Source organism: Terrabacter tumescens, assembly GCF_014646815.1.
GTDB classification, from domain to species: Bacteria; Actinomycetota; Actinomycetes; order Actinomycetales; family Dermatophilaceae; genus Terrabacter; species Terrabacter tumescens.
Window position 1 is genome coordinate 527,423 of the sequence record NZ_BMNZ01000001.1, and the last position, 17,153, is coordinate 544,575.

Annotated in this window: 14 protein-coding genes; 11 read left to right on the forward strand and 3 right to left on the reverse strand. The window is 71.9% G+C overall.

Annotation, left to right across the window (positions count from 1 at the left end; translation table 11 throughout):
* The first annotated feature begins 89 nt into the window (after window positions 1-89).
* The 8 genes from IEY30_RS02470 (at window position 90) to IEY30_RS02505 (ending at window position 11,439) form a co-directional block, all read left to right on the forward strand.
* Window positions 90-2,051, forward strand: coding sequence for an APC family permease (locus tag IEY30_RS02470; protein WP_052358263.1), 1,962 nt, complete (start codon window positions 90-92; stop codon window positions 2,049-2,051).
* Window positions 2,048-3,316, forward strand: coding sequence for a class I SAM-dependent RNA methyltransferase (locus IEY30_RS02475; RefSeq protein ID WP_030146243.1), 1,269 nt, complete (start codon window positions 2,048-2,050; stop codon window positions 3,314-3,316). Before IEY30_RS02470 ends, IEY30_RS02475 begins: the two co-directional genes overlap by 4 nt.
* An 83-nt stretch (window positions 3,317-3,399) precedes the next feature.
* Window positions 3,400-3,807 carry an acyl-CoA thioesterase gene (locus tag IEY30_RS02480; RefSeq protein WP_052358121.1) on the forward strand — a complete coding sequence of 136 codons (408 nt, stop codon included), beginning with the start codon at window positions 3,400-3,402 and terminating at the stop codon, window positions 3,805-3,807.
* Between the two features lie 105 nt (window positions 3,808-3,912).
* Window positions 3,913-4,383, forward strand: coding sequence for an Hcp family type VI secretion system effector (locus IEY30_RS02485; RefSeq protein ID WP_052358120.1), 471 nt, complete (start codon window positions 3,913-3,915; stop codon window positions 4,381-4,383).
* A 44-nt stretch (window positions 4,384-4,427) separates the two neighbouring features.
* Window positions 4,428-5,708 carry a methyltransferase domain-containing protein gene (locus tag IEY30_RS02490; RefSeq protein WP_052358119.1) on the forward strand — a complete coding sequence of 427 codons (1,281 nt, stop codon included), beginning with the start codon at window positions 4,428-4,430 and terminating at the stop codon, window positions 5,706-5,708.
* An 86-nt stretch (window positions 5,709-5,794) separates the two neighbouring features.
* On the forward strand, window positions 5,795-8,587 hold the full coding sequence (gene acnA, locus IEY30_RS02495; RefSeq protein ID WP_030146239.1) for an aconitate hydratase AcnA: 2,793 nt from the start codon (window positions 5,795-5,797) through the stop codon (window positions 8,585-8,587).
* A gap of 213 nt (window positions 8,588-8,800) precedes the next feature.
* Window positions 8,801-9,952 (forward strand): C39 family peptidase, encoded by a 1,152-nt coding sequence (locus tag IEY30_RS02500; protein WP_162180970.1) that lies wholly within the window; start codon window positions 8,801-8,803, stop codon window positions 9,950-9,952.
* A 131-nt stretch (window positions 9,953-10,083) separates the two neighbouring features.
* Complete coding sequence (locus tag IEY30_RS02505) at window positions 10,084-11,439, forward strand: C39 family peptidase (RefSeq protein ID WP_052358116.1); 1,356 nt, start codon at window positions 10,084-10,086, stop codon at window positions 11,437-11,439.
* 115 nt (window positions 11,440-11,554) lie between these two features.
* Here IEY30_RS02505 and IEY30_RS02510 read toward each other — a convergent pair whose 3' ends face one another.
* Window positions 11,555-12,322 (reverse strand): VOC family protein, encoded by a 768-nt coding sequence (locus IEY30_RS02510; RefSeq protein WP_030146236.1) that lies wholly within the window; start codon window positions 12,320-12,322, stop codon window positions 11,555-11,557.
* Window positions 12,323-12,353: 31 nt separating this feature from the next.
* Here IEY30_RS02510 and IEY30_RS02515 point away from each other — a divergent pair, with 31 nt between their 5' ends.
* The 3 genes from IEY30_RS02515 (at window position 12,354) to IEY30_RS02525 (ending at window position 15,131) form a co-directional block, all read left to right on the forward strand.
* Window positions 12,354-12,746, forward strand: coding sequence for a hypothetical protein (locus IEY30_RS02515; RefSeq protein WP_030146235.1), 393 nt, complete (start codon window positions 12,354-12,356; stop codon window positions 12,744-12,746).
* Window positions 12,747-12,869: 123 nt separating this feature from the next.
* Window positions 12,870-14,735 (forward strand): 1-deoxy-D-xylulose-5-phosphate synthase, encoded by a 1,866-nt coding sequence (gene dxs / locus IEY30_RS02520; protein ID WP_030146234.1) that lies wholly within the window; start codon window positions 12,870-12,872, stop codon window positions 14,733-14,735.
* A 78-nt stretch (window positions 14,736-14,813) separates the two neighbouring features.
* Window positions 14,814-15,131, forward strand: a complete 318-nt coding sequence (locus IEY30_RS02525; protein WP_030146233.1) for a hypothetical protein — start codon at window positions 14,814-14,816, stop codon at window positions 15,129-15,131.
* A 38-nt stretch (window positions 15,132-15,169) separates the two neighbouring features.
* Here IEY30_RS02525 and sigJ read toward each other — a convergent pair whose 3' ends face one another.
* Window positions 15,170-16,141, reverse strand: coding sequence for an RNA polymerase sigma factor SigJ (gene sigJ, locus IEY30_RS02530; protein WP_268240959.1), 972 nt, complete (start codon window positions 16,139-16,141; stop codon window positions 15,170-15,172).
* Window positions 16,138-17,103 (reverse strand): NAD-dependent epimerase/dehydratase family protein, encoded by a 966-nt coding sequence (locus tag IEY30_RS02535; RefSeq protein WP_030146231.1) that lies wholly within the window; start codon window positions 17,101-17,103, stop codon window positions 16,138-16,140. Before IEY30_RS02535 ends, sigJ begins: the two co-directional genes overlap by 4 nt.
* Between the last annotated feature and the right edge of the window lie 50 nt (window positions 17,104-17,153).

Genomic DNA, 17,153 nt, shown 5'->3' on the forward strand with positions numbered 1-17,153 from the left:
GTGGGTCGGTGCGGCACGACGATCCGTCATACAGTGTCGTCGTGCCCGGTACCGGTTCGCTGTTCAAGCGCCTCCTGCTCGGTCGCGCGATGCGCAGCGACAAGCTCGGGGAGACCCTCCTTCCCAAGCGGCTCGCGCTGCCGATCTTCGCGAGCGACGCCCTGTCGTCGGTGGCCTACGCGCCCGACGAGATCCTGCTCATGCTCGGCCTCGCGGGCGGCGCGTTCGTCGCCACGCACAGCTGGCAGGTCACGGTCGCGGTCGTGCTCGTCATGGTCGTCGTCGTCGCGTCGTACCGGCAGAACGTGCACGCCTACCCCTCGGGCGGCGGCGACTACGAGGTGGCGACGGTCAACCTCGGCCCCCGCGCCGGGCTCACCGTCGCGAGCGCCCTGCTCGTCGACTACGTCCTGACCGTCGCCGTGTCGATCTCGTCGGGTGTGCAGAACGCCGCCACGGTGCTCGGCTTCGTGCGCGGCCACGAGGTCATCGTCGCCGTCGGGCTCATCGCCTTCCTCACCGCCATGAACCTGCGCGGCGTCCGTGAGTCCGGCAAGGCCTTCGCGGTGCCCGTCTACGCGTTCATGCTCGCCATCATCGGCATGGGCATCTACGGCTTCATCCAGCACTTCACCGGGTCGCTCACCCCGGCCGAGAGCGCGGGCCTGACGCTCAAGCCGGAGGAGGGCCAGGGCCTGACGGGCCTCGCGGCGGCGTTCCTGCTGCTGCGTGCCTTCTCGTCGGGCTGCGCGGCCCTGACCGGCGTCGAGGCGATCAGCAACGGCGTGCCGGCCTTCAAGAAGCCCAAGAGCGACAACGCCGCCACCACGCTGCTGCTCATGGGGACGCTGTCGGTCCTCATGCTCGGTTCGATCATCGCCCTCAGCCAGTGGACCGGGGTCAAGATCGCCGACGACCCGGGAGCCCAGCTGCTGCGCGACGGCCAGCCGGTCGGCGACTCCTACGTGCAGCACACGGCCATCGGCCAGCTCGCCGAGTCGGTCTTCGCGAACTTCCCGGTCGGCGTCGTCTTCGTCTCGATCGTCACCGGGCTGATCCTCGTGCTGGCCGCCAACACCGCCTTCAACGGCTTCCCGGTGCTCGGCTCGATCCTCGCCCGCGACGGCTACCTGCCCCGCCAGATGCACACCCGCGGGGACCGGCTCGCCTTCTCCAACGGCATCCTCATCCTCGCCGGCGCGGCCATCGTGCTCGTCATCGTCTTCAAGGCCGAGGTCACGGCGCTGATCCAGCTCTACATCGTCGGGGTGTTCGTCTCCTTCACGACGAGCCAGGTCGGCATGGTGCGGCACTGGACGCGCAACCTCCGGCTCGAGCGCAACCCCAAGGAACGCGCGCGCATGCAGCGCTCGCGCGTCATCAACGCGGTGGGCGCCGCGATGTCCGGGACGGTGCTCGTCGTCGTGCTCCTCACGAAGTTCCAGGCCGGGGCGAAGTACGCCATCCTCGCGATGGTCGTCCTCTTCGTGCTCATGCTCGGCATCAAGAAGCACTACAACCGCGTGCGCGACGAGCTCGCCATCGACTGGGACGTCGAGCGGCCGATGCTGCCGAGCCACGTCCACGCCATCGTCTGCATCTCCAAGGTGCACAAGCCGACGATGCGCGCGCTCGCCTATGCCCGGGCGAGCCGCCCCTCCTACCTCGAGGCGGTCACCGTCGACGTCGACCCGGACGAGACCCAGACGCTGCTCGACGAGTGGGACAAGCGCGACATCCCCGTGCCGCTCAAGGTGCTGAGCTCGCCCTACCGGCAGATCACCAAGCCGATCCTGGACTACGTCCGCTCCATCCGTAGCGGCAACCCGCGCGACATCGTCACGGTCTACCTGCCCGAGTACGTCCTCGGGAAGTGGTGGGAGCAGGTGCTGCACAACCAGAGCGCGCTGCGCCTCAAGGCGCGTCTGCTCTTCACACCGGGCGTCATGGTCGTCAGCGTGCCGTGGCAGCTGCAGTCCTCCGAGGGCGCCGAGCGCGACTGGATCGACGAGCCGCCGATCAGCGGGTCCGTGCGCGGAGGAGCCCTGTGAGCGGGCGCCAGACCCGCGAGCGCGCCGCCGGTGGCGAGTCCCTCGTCGGCCGGGAGTGGACCGTCGAGGTCGGGCCGGTGGCGCACGGCGGTCACTGCGTGGCCCGCCACGAGGGCCAGGTGGTCTTCGTGCGCCACACGCTGCCCGGCGAGCGCGTCGTCGCCCGCGTGACCGAGGGCCGTGTGGGCGACAGCTTCGTGCGCGCCGACGCCGTCGAGGTGCTCGAGGCGGCTCCCGGTCGGGTCGCGGCACCGTGCCCGTATGCCGCCCCCGGCCTGTGTGGTGGGTGCGACTTCCAGCACGCGTCCCTGACGACGCAGCGCGAGCTCAAGGCGGCCGTCGTGCGCGAGCAGTTCGCGCGCGTCGCCGGCCTCGAGGTCGATGTCGACGTGCGGCCCGTGCCCGGTGACGAGGACGGCCTGCGCTGGCGCACCCGCGTCGAGTTCGCCGTCGACGGGTCCGGCCGGGCCGGCCTGCGGCGCCACCGGTCCCGCGACGTCGTGCGCGTCGACGACTGCCCCATCGCGACCCAGGGCGTCATCGACTGCGGGGTGCTCGACACCGAGTGGCCCGACCTTGAGTCGGTCGACGTCGTCGACGCCGTTCACCCGGACGAGCCGGTGCTCGTGCCGCTGCCCGCACCCGAGGGGGCGGGCGACGGCGGGGTCGTCGGCGAGCTCGCGCGCGACGGCGTCTGGGAGGGCGAGTACGTCGTCGCGGCCCGTGGCTTCTGGCAGGTGCACCCCGGAGCGGCGTCGACCTTCCTGTCGCGCGTCGTCGCGCTGCTGGGCGCCGAGCCCGGCGACCGCGTCCTCGACCTGTATGCCGGGTCGGGGCTGTTCACGATGCGCCTCGGTGAGCTCGTGGCGCCGGACGGCTTCGTCCTCGGCGTCGAGGGTGACCGCGTCGCCGTCGAGAACGGCGCCGTCAACACCGAGCACCTCGACAACGTCGAGTGGCGCGCCAACCGCGTCGATCGCGAGCTGCGCTCGCTCGTCGGGCAGGGCGTCACCGCGGACCTCGCGGTGCTCGACCCGCCCCGCACCGGTGCCGGCAAGGACGTCATGGGGCTGCTCGCCCGGATGTCGCCACGCCGCGTCGTCTACGTCGCGTGCGACCCCTCGGCGCTCGCGCGCGATGTCAGGGCCGCCGCGACGCACGGCTACGGCCTCGCGTCCCTCGAGGCCTGGGACGCGTTCCCGATGACCCACCACGTCGAGTGCATCGCCGTGCTCGAGCCCCGGGACGCGACCGCCGCGTCCTGATCGGTGTCCTCGGTCTCCCCGCTCCAGGAGGCGTCACCCGCCCCGATGCCGAGGGCGTGCAGCCGTCACGAGACGATGAGCGCATGTCGTTCAGCTACCCCGTGGCCGTGAAGTTCTCCGAGATCGACCTGGCAGGGGTCGTGTTCAACTCGCACTACCTGACGTGGTGCGAGGACGCGAAGATGGCCTTCCTCGACAGCGTCGGCTACGGGCCCTACCGCTTCGCCGACGAGCACCGGCTGGCCCTCGTGCGGCACGCCGAGATCGACTGGACCGCAAGCCTCAAACCCCTGGACCACGCCGACATCCGGGTGGTCGTGGAGCGCATCGGCACGTCGTCCTTCACGCTCCGCCACGAGATCTGGCGCCGGGGCGAGGCGTCGCTGCTCACGGCGACGTGCGTCATCACCTACGTCTGGTTCGACACCGAGGCCGGTGCCTCGGCGCCGCTCGACCCCCACTTCCGCGAGGCGCTCGAAGGAGCGGTGTAAGGCCCGCGGTCACCGGACCGTAGGAGCCCGCCCCCTCGAACCCGCTCGACGGCCGCCGCGCGGTGCTAGCGTCGAACGGAGTGCTCGGCATCGGGTGGAGGCGACATGGATGCGTTCATGAAGTTCGACGGCATCGAGGGCGGCAGCCAGAGCAAGGACCACAAGGGCGCCGTCGACGTGCTCTCCTGGAACTGGGGCGTCACGGCGTCGGCACCGAACGCCGCCGGCGGCGGAGCCGGGGCGGGCCGGGCGCGCGCCCACGAGCTGCGCATCGTGCACCACTACGACCTCGCCTCGCCGCAGCTGACCTCGTTCGCCACCACCGGCAAGCACCTCAAGGACGCCGTGCTCAACGTCGTGCGGCCGGGGGCCCGCAAGGACTCCCTCACCGTGACGATGAAGGACCTCGTCGTGACCGAGGTGCTCGTCTCAGGGGACGAGGAAGTCGTCGACGAGGAGGTGGCCCTCCAGCCGACCTGGATCCGCTTCGACTACGCCGAGCCCGGACCCGGTGGGGGAGCGACGGGCCGGACGTCCAGCGTCACGTGGGACATCCGATCGAACAAGATGGGCTGACCCCGGTTTCGGGCGCACCGGCTCCTCCGCGCCGTCCCGGGTCCGTGGACGAGCGGCTCGAGCTCGCCCTCGCGCGGATCCGCGCCGGTGACGGACCGGGGGCCGAGGCCGTCCTCGCCGACGTGGCCAGTGCTCCGACCGCACCGGACGACGTGCGTGTCGTGCACCTGCGCGCAGTCGCGGCCCACCTGCGCCGCGACGAGGAGGCCGCGGAACGGCTGATGGCATCGGCGCTCGCGGCCACGACCGACCCGACGCTGGTCGCGAGCCTGCACAACGACCTCGGCAACATGCGGCTCGAGGCCGGTCACCCGGGCGCCGCCGTCGCGTCCTATGAGGCGAGCCTCGCCGTGGAGCCCGAGGACGCACCGACGTGGGCCAACCTCGCCACGGCCCGCCGCCATGCAGGTGACCCCGTCGGTGCCGGCCGCGCCGGCCTGCACGTCCTGGAGCTCGAACCGGGTGCTGCGCTCGGTCGTGCGGCCGTTGGTGCCGCCCTGCTGCACCTGACTGGTCAAGGGCGGTCCGCCGAGGCCCTCGACCTGGTCCGTCGGTGGGCCGAGCTCGACCCGGCCCACCCGGGCGCCCGGCACCGCCTCGCCGCCCTCGGCGGACTGCCGGCTCCGGAGCGCGCCCCGGACGACTACGTCGAGACGCTCTTCGACGCGAGCGCCGAGGACTTCGACGACCACCTGGCCGGCCTCGGCTACCGGGCGCCCACCCTCGTGGCCGACCGCGTGGGCGCGCGGGTCGGTGAGGCCACCGGCGAGCTGGACGTGGCCGACCTCGGGTGCGGGACCGGCCTCGTCGGCGACCTCGTGCGACCGTGGGCCCGCAGCCTCGTCGGGTGCGACCTCTCGGTGGGCATGTTGCGACAGGCCCGGCTGCGCGGGTGCTACGACGCCCTGCACCGCGCGGAGCTGAGCGCGTTCCTGCGAGCCCGGCACGCGGCATACGACCTCGTCGTCTGTGCGGACACGCTGTGCTACCTCGGCGACCTCGAGGCGGTGACCCGGGCGGTGGCCGGCGCGCTGCGCCCGGGAGGGACCTTGGTGGCGACCGTCGAGCGTCTCGACGACCCGTCCCGACCGTGGCGGCTGACGCCGACGGGGCGCTACGCGCACGGCACCGAACACCTCCGGGCCGTCTCCGCCCTGGCCGGCCTGAGCGACGTCACCACGACACCGGTGCACCTGCGACTCGAGGCCGGCGAGCCGGTCGAGGGGCTGCTGTGGTCTGCGCGGCGACCGACCGCCGCTGCCCGGCCCCAGGGGGCAGACAGCCGTCCGAGCGAGGGCGAGGATGGGCGGGTAGGGAGGGACTGACATCGACGAACCCGTGTGGTTAGGTATATCTTGACGTCAAGATAAATCGAGCACCGTGACATCAGAGTTGCTGGAAGGAGCCCGTCGTGGGCAGTGTTGACAGCTTCAAGGCCAAGGGGACCCTCGAGGTCGGGGGTCAGTCCTACGAGATCTACCGGCTCGCAGGGGTCGAGGGGCAGGAGACCCTGCCGTACAGCCTCAAGGTCCTCCTCGAGAACCTCCTGCGCACTGAGGACGGCGCGAACATCACCGCCGACCACATCCGCGCCATCGGTTCGTGGGACGAGAACGCCGAGCCGGCGACGGAGATCCAGTTCACGCCCGCGCGCGTGATCATGCAGGACTTCACCGGCGTCCCGTGCGTCGTCGACCTCGCCACGATGCGCGAGGCCGTCGCCGACCTCGGCGGCGACCCGGCCCGGATCAACCCGCTCGCCCCGGCCGAGCTCGTCATCGACCACTCGGTCATCATCGACGTCTTCGGCCGCGCCGACGCCTTCGAGCGCAACGTCGAGATCGAGTACCAGCGCAACCGTGAGCGCTACCAGTTCCTGCGCTGGGGACAGACCGCCTTCGACGACTTCAAGGTCGTCCCGCCGGGCACCGGCATCGTCCACCAGGTCAACATTGAGCACCTGGCCCGCACGGTCATGGTGCGTGACGGCGTCGCCTACCCCGACACCTGCGTCGGCACCGACTCGCACACGACGATGGTCAACGGCCTCGGCGTGCTCGGCTGGGGCGTCGGCGGCATCGAGGCCGAGGCGGCCATGCTCGGCCAGCCCGTCTCGATGCTCATCCCGCGCGTCGTCGGCTTCAAGCTGAGCGGCTCGATCCCCGTCGCAGCCACGGCGACCGACGTCGTGCTCACCATCACCGAGATGCTGCGCAAGCACGGCGTCGTCGGCAAGTTCGTCGAGTTCTACGGCGAGGGCGTCTCCCAGGTACCGCTCGCCAACCGCGCCACCATCGGCAACATGAGCCCCGAGTTCGGCTCGACGTGCGCCATCTTCCCGATCGACGAGGTCACGCTCGACTACCTACGCCTCACGGGCCGCTCCGACGAGAGCGTCGCCCTCGTCGAGGCGTACGCCAAGGAGCAGGGCATGTGGCTCAAGGCGGGCCCCGACCAGCCCGAGGCCCGCTACAGCGAGTACCTCGAGCTCGACCTCGGGACGGTGGTGCCCTCGATCGCCGGCCCGAAGCGTCCGCAGGACCGCATCGCCCTGACCGACGCCAAGGAGTCCTTCCGCAAGGTGCTCCCGACGTACGTCGCACACGACGAGGGTGACGCGGGCGCTGCCTCCTCGTTCCCGGCCAGCGACCCGTCGCCCCAGGGCACGACCGACGGGACCAACGGCGGCTCGAAGCCGGCCGACGAGGGCGACGGCACTGGTCGCCCGTCGAAGAAGGTCAGCGTCACGGACGCCGAGGGCCGCACCTTTGAGATCGACCACGGCATCGTCTCGATCGCCTCGATCACGAGCTGCACCAACACGTCCAACCCGTCGGTCATGATGGCGGCCGCGATGCTCGCCAAGAACGCCGTCGAGAAGGGCCTGTCGGTCGCCCCGTGGGTCAAGACGTCGATGGCCCCCGGCTCCAAGGTCGTCACGGGCTACTACGACAAGGCCGGCATGTGGCCCTACCTCGAGAAGCTCGGCTTCCACCTCGTCGGCTACGGCTGCACGACGTGCATCGGCAACTCGGGACCGCTCAACGACGAGATCTCCAAGGCGATCAACGACAACGACCTCGCGGTCACGTCGGTCCTGTCGGGCAACCGCAACTTCGAGGGGCGCATCAACCCGGACGTGAAGATGAACTACCTCGCGAGCCCGCCGCTCGTCATCGCCTACGCGCTCGCCGGCACGATGGACTTCGACTTCGCCTCGCAGCCGCTCGGCCAGGACACCGACGGCAAGGACGTCTTCCTCGACGACATCTGGCCGGCTCCGGCCGACGTCGAGCGCACCATCGCGGCCTCGATCAGCCAGGAGATGTTCACCGAGGACTACGCCGACGTCTTCGCCGGCGACGAGCGCTGGCAGTCGCTCCCGACCCCCGAGGGCGACACGTTCGCCTGGGACGGCGAGTCGACCTACGTGCGCAAGCCCCCGTACTTCGACGGCATGTCGATGGAGACGACGCCCGTCGCCGACATCGAGGGCGCCCGCGTGCTCGCCAAGCTCGGCGACTCGGTCACGACCGACCACATCAGCCCGGCCGGTGCGATCAAGAACGACAGCCCCGCCGGCAAGTACCTCGCCGAGCACGGCATCGAGCGCAAGGACTTCAACTCCTACGGCTCGCGCCGCGGCAACCACGAGGTCATGATCCGTGGCACGTTCGCCAACATCCGCCTGAAGAACCTCCTCCTCGACGGTGTCGAGGGCGGCTTCACGCGCGACTTCACCCAGGGCGGCGAGCAGACGACGATCTACGACGCCGCGCAGAGCTACGCCGCTGCCGGCACGCCGCTCGTCATCCTGTCGGGCAAGGAGTACGGCTCGGGCAGCTCGCGCGACTGGGCCGCCAAGGGCACGAGCCTGCTCGGGGTCAAGGCCGTCATCGCCGAGAGCTACGAGCGCATCCACCGCTCCAACCTCATCGGCATGGGCGTCATCCCGCTGCAGTACCCCGCGGGCCAGAACGCCGACTCGCTCGGCCTCGACGGCACCGAGACCTTCTCGATCACCGGCATCACGGCCCTCAACGAGGGCACGACGCCCAAGACCGTCAAGGTCGTCGCCACGAAGGAGTCGGGCGAGACCGTGGAGTTCGACGCGGTCGTGCGCATCGACACGCCCGGCGAAGCGGACTACTACCGCAACGGCGGCATCCTCCAGTACGTCCTGCGGTCGCTCGTCAACGGCTGACCTGCACCGCCCGACGGGCCCCGTCCGCCGCTCCCAGCGGCACACGGGGCCCGTCGTCGTTCCCGGCGTCCCGGCGTCCCGGCAGGACGTGCCGTAGCCCCTCGATGGCGTATGCCGTCCGTCACCGACGGGCGCGTCCCCGCCCTCCCCGGGCGGGCCGGTTCGGCCGGACCCGGCCGGGCGGCATACGCAGTCGGATGGCATGCTCGTCGCGTGACTGAGCGACACGCCCTCCTGACCGTGTGGGAGACCGGTTTCGACTGGTCGACCGCGCCCGACGCCGACCACGTGGACGTCCACGCCGACGATGCCGAGCCGGTCACCTACGCGGCACGCGTGTGGGAGTCACCCGTCGTCGAGTCGCCTTTCGCCGCAACCGAGCTCATCCCGTCGTGGAACGCCCGGACCCCGGCTGGCACCTGGCTGCTCATCGAGGGTCGGGTCGACGGACAGGACGGCTGGACGCCGTGGTTCACCTTCGCGCGGTGGGCCGAGGACGACCCGGCGGGGGAGTCGCCGATCACCCGCACCACGCTGCGGGACCAGCACTTCGCCACCGGCCGTGTCGAGACGGACACGTGGGTCGCGGTCCCCGGCCACGGCGTCGAGCGGTGGCAGCTGCGCGTGACCGCCCACGCCGTCGCTGCCGACGAGATCGCCTGGCCCACAGTCACGCTCGTCGCTGTCGTGGCCTCGCGCTTCGAGATCGCGGCCGACGAGCCGACGAGCCTGCCGGGGGTCGGCCGAGACCACGAGGTTGCGGTCCCGCCCCGCTCACAGCGCCTCCACATCGACACCTTCCCCGAGTGGGACAACGGTGGGCAGTCGTGGTGCTCCCCGACGTCGACGACGATGCTGCTCGAGCACTGGGGCCGCGCTCCCGAGCGCGACGAGGTGGCCTGGGTCGGGCACGAGGTCGACCCCGAGGTGGTCCACGGGGTGCGGCGCGTCTTCGACCGCTCCTACGGCGGCGCCGGCAACTGGGCCTTCAACACCGCCTACGCCGGCACCCGCGGCCTGCGCGCCTACGTCACGCGGCTGCGCGACCTGACCGAGGCCGAGGCGTTCGTCGCCGCCGGTGTGCCGCTCGTGGTGTCGGTGACCTTCCGGGAGGACGAGCTCGACGGCGCCGGCTATGAGACGAACGGGCACCTGCTCACGATCGTCGGCTTCACGGCCGAGGGTGACGTCGTGTCGAACGACCCGAACTCGCACCGGGTCGCGAGCAACGACGAGGTGCGCACCGTCTACCGGCGCGACCAGTTCGAGCGGGTCTGGCTGGGCGACAACGGGGGTCTGGCCTACGTCATGCACCCGCGGAACGTCGCCCTTCCCGCGGCGCCCGCGGAGACCAACTGGGGGTGAGGACGGTCAAGCGCGCGTAAATTTCCTGCGCATGCTGCTCACATCGCGAGAATCTTTCACGCGAAGGCCCTGCGGGGCGGTGGCTCGGGTGTTGACTGACCGCGCCCCAGCCCCCGCCCGGAAGGTGTGCCATGACGCATCCCGCCACCCCTGTCGTCCCTGCCGTCCCCGCTGCCGCCGTCGCCTCGCCGAGCCGCCGCGTCCTGCTCGGCTCGGCCGCCGCTGTCGGCGTGGCCGGTGTCGCCGGTGTCGCCGGTGTCGCCGGTGCCGGGTCGGCCGCTGCCTCGTCCGTTGCCTCGTCGGTCGTCGCGTCCGACCCGGGCGACCGGCACATCTCCTACCGCGAGTGGAGTGGCCGGCACCTCGGCCCAGTGCGCTTCACGGGGCAGCGCGACCACGTCGACCCCTTCGACACGACCGCGACCTCGCGGTCCTACGACGTCGCGACGTGGGTCTCGCCCGTGGTCCGGCCCGGCTTCGGCCTCACCGAGCTCGTGGCGTCGTGGAACGCCGACACCCCCGGCCGGTCCTGGGTCGAGGTGTCCGTGCGCGGACGCAGCGCCGGCGTCGCCACCAAGGAGTACGTCCTCGGCCGCTGGTGCCGCTACGACCCCGCCCAGGGCGGCGGCATCCACCGCACGTCGGTCAAGGGGCAGGGCGACACCGTGGCCACGGTCTACACCGACACCCTCGCGACGCGCACGGGCCATGTCCTCGACGAGTGGCAGCTCGTCGTGCGGCTGATGCGTCCCACCGGCACCCGGCAGACGCCGAGGCTGCGGTCGGTCGGGGCCATGGCCTCGGCCCTGCCGGACACCGAGCGCGTGCCGCGCAGCCCCAACGGCCGGGCCCGCGGCCGGGTGCTCGACGTCCCCACCTTCTCCCAGGAGACCCACATCGGTCACTTCCCCCAGTGGGACAACGGGGGAGAGGCCTGGTGCTCCCCGACCTCGACGTCGATGGTGCTCGCCTACTGGGGTGCGGGACCCCGTCGCGACGAGACGGCCTGGGTGACCGAGGCGATGCCCGACGAGGTCGACCCGCAGGTCGACTTCGCCGCGCGCAACGTCTACGACTACACCTACGACGGCGGCGGCAACTGGCCGTTCAACGCCGCCTACGCGGCATCGCGCCCGCGGATGCGCGGCTTCGTGACCCGCCTGCGGTCGCTGACCGAGGCCGAGGAGTTCATCGCCGCTGGCATCCCGCTCGTCACGTCGGTCTCCTTCGAGAAGGACGAGCTCGACGGTGCCGGCTACGGCACCAACGGGCACCTCATGGTCGTCGTCGGCTTCACCCCCGATGGCGACGTCGTCTGCAACGACCCCGCCTCGCACCTCGTCCGAGACAACGCCCAGGTCCGCGTCGTCTACGACCGGGAGCAGTTCGAGAACGTCTGGGTGCCGCACAGCGGCGGCATCGTCTACGTCATCCACCCCGAGCGGCACCGGCTGCCCCGGGCTCCGCGCCGCGAGCCCAACTGGTGACCGCTCGCTTCGGGACGCTGTAGCGAAGTGCCCACTCGACCTGTTCTGATGTCGAGTGGGCACTTCGTCACGCGCGGTCGGGTGTGTGGACGCTCTTCAGCGTGCGCACCGCTCGTCAACGGCCGAGGCCGGAGCGCGGGTCCCGGTCGGTGACGCAGTAGAGCGCGCCCGCCGGGTCGCGCAGCGTGGTCCAGCCGCCGCCGTGGTCGGCGACGACGGTCGCGCCGAGGGCCTCGTGGCGGGCCACCTCGGTCGGCCGGTCGTCGCAGGCCAGGTCGAGGTGGCCGGTGACCGGCCCACCCTCCGAGGCCTCGAGCCGCTGGAGCAGGAACCGGATCGGGATGCCGTCCGGTCGCACGAGGTGCCGGAACTCCGGTCGGCTCACCGACCCGCGCACCGGCCAGCCGGTCAGGGCGGACCAGAAGGCGCACTCCGTCTCGTAGTTGTCGGCCGGGATGTCGAGGCACACCTGGTCGACGACGCTCTCGTGCTCCTGCGGCCAGCGGGTCGGCCACGGGCGCTCCGAGAGCACCTCGTGGACGAAGCAGAAGACGAACCCGCCGGGCGAGCGCAGCACGACGTAGCCGTGCTCGGACCGCTGCACGACCTCGGCTCCCAGCCCCTCGGCGCGTGCGGCGGAGTCCGCGGCCGAGGTCACGTGCAGGTCGAGGTGCAGTCCGGGGGTCGTCGACGAGCCACCGCTCGTGCGCTGGATCTTCAGGAACGGGTCGCCGACCGGCGGGACGAGCGTCGTGAACTCGGCGTGCTCCCCGCGAGGCGGCGACACGGCATACGCTGTCACCGCGGACCAGAAGCGGGTGCCCGCCTCGTGGGCGTCCGGCGGCAGGTCGAGGAAGGCCGTCACCCAGCTGACCGTCGTCATGGTCCGAGACTAGGCGAGGCAGACTGGGGGCATGCCGAGTCCGACACCGCCGGTCCAGCACGGGCACACCCCTCCCGGGTGGCCGCCGGGCGTCCCGCCGGCGCACACGCCGGGCTGGGAGGAGCGCGCCGTGCTGTGGCTGCTCGACCAGTGCCCGCCGGACTACCGGGCGTATGCCGGGTGGCGGCGTCACCCGATCGCGCTCGCGTGGCTCGCCGGCCGGCACCTCGACGGCCAGGTCGTCGCGATGCGCGACGCGTGGCGGGAGGCCCGGGTCGCCATCGGCCCCCACGTCCCGGCCGAGGCGCTGACCGAGATCCTCGGCCAGATCGAGGCCGAGGGCATTCGGCTGCTCGCGGCGTCCCGCTCGGCACGGCTGCTCCACGAGGCGCTGCAGGGCAAGGTGTTCGCGCCGCGGCTGTGAGAGTCGTGTGACGAGGTCGACAGCGTCCGGTGCGCACCGTTGGGAGCCCCCGCGCGTTGACCCGTAGACTCGACCGACCCACCCGTGTGGGAACGGACCGACCCACCGAGAGGACGACGCAGCGTGGCCCTGCTGGAGACGATCACGAGCCCGGCGGCGCTCAAGGCGCTGTCGGCCGACCAGCTGCCGACGCTGGCGGAGGAGATCCGCACGTTCCTCGTCAGCGAGGTCTCCAAGACCGGAGGCCACCTCGGGCCCAACCTCGGCGTCGTCGAGCTGACGATCGCGCTGCACCGGGTCTTCGACTCGCCGCGCGACACGCTCGTCTTCGACACCGGCCACCAGTCCTACGTGCACAAGCTGCTCACCGGACGGCAGGACTTCAGCAAGCTGAAGAAAAAGGGCGGCCTGTCGGGCTACCCGAGCCGTGCCGAGTCCGAGCACGACGTCGTCGAGAACTCCCACGCCTCGACCGCGCTGTCATGGGCCGACGGCATCGCCAAGGGCCGGCGTCTGAGCGGCGAGACCGACCGGCACACCGTCGCCGTCATCGGTGACGGCGCCCTCACGGGCGGCATGGCCTGGGAGGCCATCAACAACATCGCCGTCGACAAGACCCTGCCGCTCGTCATCGTCGTCAACGACAACGAGCGCTCGTACGCCCCGACCATCGGCGGGCTCGCCGACCACCTCGCCACGCTGCGCACGACCCGTGGCTACGAGCGGTTCCTCGACTGGGGCAAGCGCTCGCTGGCCAGGACGCCCGTGGTCGGTGGGGCGATGTTCGAGACGCTGCACGGCGTCAAGAAGGGCATCAAGGACATCGTCGCGCCGCAGGGCATGTTCGAGGACCTCGGGCTGAAGTACCTCGGCCCCGTCGACGGCCACGACGAGCAGGCGCTCGAGCGGGCCCTCCGCAAGGCCAAGGACTTCGGCGGTCCGGTCATCGTCCACGTCATCACCCAGAAGGGCCGCGGCTACCAGCCCGCCATCGACGACGACGCCGACCAGTTCCACAGCGTCGGCAAGATCAACCCGGAGACCGGGCTGCCCTTCGAGGTCGGCGGCCGCATCTGGACCGACGAGTTCAACGAGGAGATGGTGGCGATCGGGCGCGAGCGTCCCGACGTCGTCGCCCTCACCGCTGCCATGCTCATCCCCGTGGGCCTCGACGGCTTCGCCGCCGCCTACCCCGACCGGGTCTTCGACGTCGGCATCGCCGAGCAGCACGCCGTGACGATGGCCTCGGGCCTCGCCTACTCCGGGATGCACCCCGTCGTCGCCGTCTACGCGACCTTCCTCAACCGTGCGTTCGACCAGCTGCTCATGGACTGCGCGCTGCACAAGGCCGGCGTGACCTTCATCCTCGACCGCGCCGGCGTGACCGGCAGCGACGGCGCCTCGCACAACGGCATGTGGGACATGACGCTCACCTCGATCGTGCCGGGGCTGCGGCTCGCAGCGCCCCGCGACGGCGACCAGGTCAAGCGCCAGCTGCGCGAGGCGCTCGATGTCTCCGACGCACCGACCGTGATCCGATTCCCCAAGGGTGACGTCGCCGACCCGCTGACGGCCGTGCGCTCCGCCGGTGACGTCGACGTGCTCTTCGAGAACTCCGGTGGGGACGTCGACCTGCTCATCGTCGGGGTCGGCGCCTTCGCCGGGCTCGCGATCGAGGCGGGCGAGAAGATCGCTGCCCACGGCCGCACGGTCCGCGTCGTCGACCCCCGCTGGGTGCTTCCCGTCAGCGACGACGTCGTGTCGCTCGCGCGGCAGGCGGGCGCCGTGGCGGTCGTGGAGGACAACCTCGTCAGCGGCGGGGTCGGCGCGGCGGTGACCTTCGCCCTGCGCGAGGCCCGGCTCGAGGTCCCGGTGCACACCTACGGCATCCCGAAGCGCTTCCTCGACCACGCGTCGCGGGCGCAGATCCTCGAGGAGCTCGGCCTCACCGCCGACCAGCTCGTCGTCGACCTCGAGGGCCGGCTCTGATCCCGACCCCGTGGAGACGGTGGCGTGCCTCGGCTCCCACCCAGCCGCTGCACAGAGCCGTTGCCTAGGATCGGGCCCATGCAGCTCCGAGACGCCACCGACGTGACGACCGCGCCCATCGCCGCCCTCGGACTCGTCGGCGGCTACGTCGTCGCCCGCGAGAGCGGGGTCCGTCCGCTCGGCGGCGTCGTGCTCGGCGCCGCCGGACTGTATGCCGGCCGCAGCTGGGTCGCCAAGGCCGGGGGAGGCGCCGCTGCCGGGCTCGCAGCGGTCTACCTCGGCGGCTTCGCCGGGTCGCACGTGCTCGCGAAGAAGATCGGCGCCTGGCCGTCGGTCCTCAGCGTGGCCGCCGTCAGCGCGGCGGCCTCGTGGGCCGTCGCCGACCGGCGCGGCTGACCTTCGAGTCGACCTCGGCCGGAGACCCGTCCGGAGACTCAGTCGCCGGGACGTTCGCCGCCCAGCCGGCGGACGAGGGCGTAGGCGTCGCCGACGGGGCCGAGGTGGACGAGCTTGTCGGGGTTGACGACCGCTCGGACGCCCGCGACCTGTCCGTCGACGACGTCGAGGGCCCAGACGGCGAGCAGGCGGCCCTCGACAAGGAACATCGCGCCCGGGTCGCCGTTGACCTCGGCGAGCCGGATCTCCACGTCGGGCAGCCGGCGCAGCGCGCGCAGCCAGTTGGTGAGCGTGTGCGCTACGCGGCTGCGACCGCGCTGCGAGCGTGCCAGCGACGGCGCCTTGCCGCCCCCGTCACCCACGAGCTCGACGTCGTGCGCCAGCAAGGACTCGAGGCCGGCGAGGTCGCCGGTCCGGGCAGCGGCGAAGAAGCGGCTCGCCAGCTCGGTCTGCTTCTCGGCCGTGGCCGTGAACCGCGGGCGCCGCTCCTCGACGTGACGTCGCGCCCGGACGGCGAGCTGGCGCACGTTGGCCTCGCCCTTTCCGACGATCGTCGCGACCTCGTCGTAGCCGTAGCCGAACACGTCGTGGAGCAGCAGCACGGCGCGCTGCTCCGGCGACAGGCTCTCGAGCAGCACGAGCAGCGCCATGGACAGCGAGTCGGCGGTCTCGGCCTGACGCGCCGGGTCCTGGGCGGCCGCCGACCCGTCCGTGAGGAGGGGCTCGGGCAGCCAGTCCCCGACGTACCGCTCCCGACGGACCCGCGCGGACCTCAGCTCGTCCATCGCGAGTCGGGTGGTGACGGTCGCCGTGAACGCCCGTGGGGAGGCGAGCTGCTCGCCTGCCTCGAGGGAGCGGTGGACCCGCAGCAGCGCCTCCTGGACGACGTCCTCCGCCTCGGCGACGCTCCCGAGCATCCGGTAGGCGATGCCGAAGGCCACCGGTCTCAGGCTCACCAGTAGCTGCTCGCGTTCGGGCGAGGCTGCCCGCGTGACCTCGTCGCCGCTCACGCCGCCGCGCCGCCCTCGACCCGGACCTGAGCACCGAGCTCGCGGAAGCCGTCCCGCCACGTGGCGTGCGCCGGGCTCCACCCCAGCTCACGCCTGGCCCTGGCGTTGGACGCACCCCGCAGCTCGGTCATCATCACGGCGCCAGTCTCGCCCGCGAGCAGCTTCCCGACCAGCCGGGGCACCCGCATCGGCGCGGGCGCGCCGAGCGCCTCGGCCAGCAGCGGCAGCCACGTCGCCACGGTCGCCGGCTCGTCGTCGACGACGTTGTAGACGCCGGGAGCCCCGCGTTCGACGGCGGCGACCGTCGCGTCGGCCGCGTCGGCGATGTGGACGAACGACCACACACCGCCTCCGTCGCCGACGACGGGGAACCTCCTGCGGCGGACGGCCTCGGTCTGCTCACCGTCGGGGCCGAGCGAGGTGTGCGGGCCGTAGAAGCCGCCGTACCTCAGGACGAGGCCCTCGGTCCACGTCGCCGCGAGCACCGCGTCCTCGACGTGCCGGATGGCACCGACCGTCTGCTCCATCCCGGCCGGGGGCTCGGTGCCGAACGGGTCGTCCTCCGTCTTCACCGGGCCACCCACCCGGTCGTAGCCGGCGAAGAAGCTCTGCGCTACGAACCGTGTCACCCCGACCGCCCGGGCCGCCGAGAGCAGGTGGTCCGTGCCCTCGGTCCGCAGCCGGTTCGTCCCCGCGAACGCCCGGTCGAAGTGGCGCATGTCCATCGGCCCGATCGCCGTGAGCTGGTGCACGACCACGTCCGGGCTCGCCGTGGCGACCGCCCGCGCCACCTGGTCCGGGTCGAGCGCGTCCGCCACCACGGGGACCGCCCCCAGCTCGCGCAGCAGCTCCCGCTTGGACTCGCTGCGGCTCATCCCGTGAACCTCGTGCCCGGCTCGCACCAGACGCGGCACCAGCTGCCGCCCCATCGCACCGGTCGCCCCTGCCACCAGGATCCTCATGTCGTGCTCCTTCACTCGTCGGTTTCGTGCCTTCACCCATCTGGACGAGA